Genomic DNA, 2,695 nt, shown 5'->3' on the forward strand with positions numbered 1-2,695 from the left:
CGATGAGACGACCCGGAGTCGGGATCAGCACATCCACGCCGCGGTCGAGCTTTTCAACCTGTTTCGTGAAGGTCTCGCCGCCGATCAGCAGCGCCATGCTGAGCTTGTGGTACTTGCCGTAGGTCTCGAAGCTTTCCGCCACCTGGGCGGCCAGCTCGCGCGTCGGCTCCAGGATCAGCGACCGCGGCATCCGCGCGCGGGCACGGCCCGACGCCAGGATGTCGATCATGGGCAAGGTGAAGCTCGCCGTCTTGCCGGTGCCCGTCTGCGCGCAGCCCAGCACGTCGCGGCGTTGCAGGACACAGGGAATTGCCTGTTCCTGAATGGGCGTCGGTTGGGTGTAACCCTTGTCCTCGATGGCGCGCAGGACGTCAGGGCCAAGCCCAAGTTCCGAAAAAAGCATCCAACCTGTTTCTGTTCTGGAGTGCGCAAATCGAGCGGTCGACGCTCGATGCCTGGATGAGGCCGAAGAATAGGAAGTCAAAGCTGCATGTCAATAGATCCGATGTTCCGAAGCTGAAAATAGCCGCGAAAACACGCCACGTTGGCGAAATCCGCGCCCCGAGCTAGGCTGTCGTCCGGCAGCACCGCGAGTCGCGGCGCTTGTCGGCCCCCTGGAACCGGGTGGCCCGCTGCAAATGGAACGGTCGAGAGCTTTCGATGATTCTTCATGCCCTGGAATCGGTGCTGGTTGTGGTGGATGTGCAGGAGCGGCTGCTGCCGGCCATCCACGACTCCGAGCGCGTCGTCCGCAATGCCGGAATGCTGCTGAAGGGCGCCGCCGCCCTGTCGGTGCCGGTTCTGGTGACCGAACAATACCCGCGCGGCCTGGGACCGACGGCGGAGACGGTGCGCGCCCATTTGCCGGCCGCTACCCCGGTGATCGAGAAGATCACCTTCGGCTGCACCGGCGAACCCGCCTTCAACGCGGCGATCGAGGGGTTGAAGCGCCCGCAGATCGTGCTGTGCGGTACCGAGGCGCATGTCTGCGTGATGCAGACGGCGCTTGGCCTGCGACAGCAGGGCCATGCGGTCTATCTGGTCGCCGACGCCGTGTCGTCACGCACCGCCGCCAACCACGCGGCGGCACTGGAACGGATGCGCGCCGCCGGCGTGACCATCGTCACCACCGAAATGGTGCTGTTCGAGTGGATGGAGCGGGCCGGCACGCCGGTTTTCAAGGTCGTCAGCGCGCTGGTGAAGTGAGCGCAGGAGAAGCCGCATGTCCGAACGTTCCGCCAGCTGCCCGGCCCTGATCCTGCTGCCCGGCATGCCGCTGGATGCCGCGTTGTGGGACCATCAGGTCCGGCATCTCGGCGGCGTGGCCGAGCCGCGGGTGGTCGAGCTTGCCGACTGCACAACCATCGCGGAGATGGCCGACAAGGTGCTGGCCCAGACGCCGGACCGCTTCGCCGTTGCCGGTCTGTCGATGGGTGGCTATGTCGCATTGGAAATCCTGCGACGCGCCCCGGAGCGGGTGGAGCGGCTGGCGCTGCTCGACACCAATGCCCGCCCCGATACGGCGGAGGCGACGGCCACGCGGCGGGAAGCGGTGGCGCTGGCCCGGCAAGGCCGTTACGGGCAGGTGATCCGCGCAGCCCTGCCCCGACTGATCCACCCCGAAAGGCTGAGCGACGATGGCTTTGTCCGCGCCGTCCTCGCCCAGATGGAGCGGGTGGGCATCGATGGCTACGCCCGGGAGCAGGAGGCGATCATCAACCGGATGGACAGCCGGCCGGGGCTTGCCGCCATCCGCTGCCCGACCTTGGTCATCTGCGGGCGCCAGGACATCCTGACACCGCCGGCCCTGCATGAGGAAATGGCCGATGCCATCCCCGGCGCCCGGCTGGTCTTGATCGAGGAGTGCGGCCACCTGTCGGCAATGGAGCAGCCGCAGGCGATTACCGCCCTGCTGCGGGACTGGCTGCTGCGGGACTGACTCTTTTCAGCAATCGGGTGTCAGCAATCTGGACGGCCGCAGAACAGATCCGACCGCTGGCTGGGAAACAGCGAGAAGGTCATGTCGCTGATCAGGTTGCGGAAGTCGGCATCGTCCGGTCCCTGCGGCCGGTCGAGCCAGCCGGTGGCCGAGGTCAGCGCACCGCCCGACCGGCAGAACGCGCCCTGCACGACGATGGGTCCACCCGGCGGCGCGGTGCGCATCGGCCCCTCGGCGCAAAGGGTGGAGTTCAGTGTGTTTTCGACGAGGTTGAAGGCCAGCACCACCTTGTAGTCGCGACGCGCCGTGTCGTCGGGCGTGGTGGTAAGGTTGGTCCTGACGCCGAACACCCGGTCCTGCATGTTGGGCAGCACCGCCTCCGCAAAGCGCTCCGGGCCCAATCCGAAGGGATCGCCGCGCAGGACCACCCGGAGGTCGCGGTCGCTCGCCGCATAGGCGACCTCGGCGCGCGTGTAGGCCGGCGTCGGCTCGCTTGCCACCACCCGTTCGTTGGTGCAGGCGGCGAGACCGGAGGCGCTCAACAAAAGGGCGGCGAGTGACGGCAACATACGCATGATCGAATCGTCCATCGGTATTGCTGGGCCGGTGTCGCTGGACAGGATATGGGGAGCGGTTGCCGGACGGGCGAGTGCTCCCCGGTTCCGCAGCCCGATCCGTCACACGTCCTTGAGCCATTTTCCGGCAACATGGGCGATCAGGGCCGGATAATCGGAACGGTCCGGGCCAATCAGGGAA

Annotated in this window: 4 protein-coding genes; 2 read left to right on the top strand and 2 right to left on the bottom strand. The window is 66.8% G+C overall.

All coding sequences use genetic code 11. The features are described 5' to 3' along the window. A partial coding sequence (locus I71_RS11200) for a DEAD/DEAH box helicase (RefSeq protein ID WP_042694940.1) occupies positions 1-403 on the bottom strand: 403 nt, incomplete at its 3' end. A 257-nt stretch (positions 404-660) separates the two neighbouring features. Here I71_RS11200 and I71_RS11205 point away from each other — a divergent pair. Next, positions 661-1,206, top strand: coding sequence for a hydrolase (locus I71_RS11205; protein WP_042694941.1), 546 nt, complete (start codon positions 661-663; stop codon positions 1,204-1,206). Between the two features lie 16 nt (positions 1,207-1,222). Continuing rightward, positions 1,223-1,939, top strand: coding sequence for an alpha/beta fold hydrolase (locus tag I71_RS11210; RefSeq protein ID WP_042694942.1), 717 nt, complete (start codon positions 1,223-1,225; stop codon positions 1,937-1,939). Between the two features lie 20 nt (positions 1,940-1,959). Here the strand turns inward: I71_RS11210 and I71_RS11215 are convergent, their stop codons facing one another. Further along, positions 1,960-2,514 carry a hypothetical protein gene (locus I71_RS11215; RefSeq protein WP_042694943.1) on the bottom strand — a complete coding sequence of 185 codons (555 nt, stop codon included), beginning with the start codon at positions 2,512-2,514 and terminating at the stop codon, positions 1,960-1,962. Positions 2,515-2,695 lie beyond the last annotated feature (181 nt).

Source organism: Azospirillum sp. B506 (assembly GCF_000333595.1).
Lineage (GTDB): Bacteria > Pseudomonadota > Alphaproteobacteria > Azospirillales > Azospirillaceae > Azospirillum.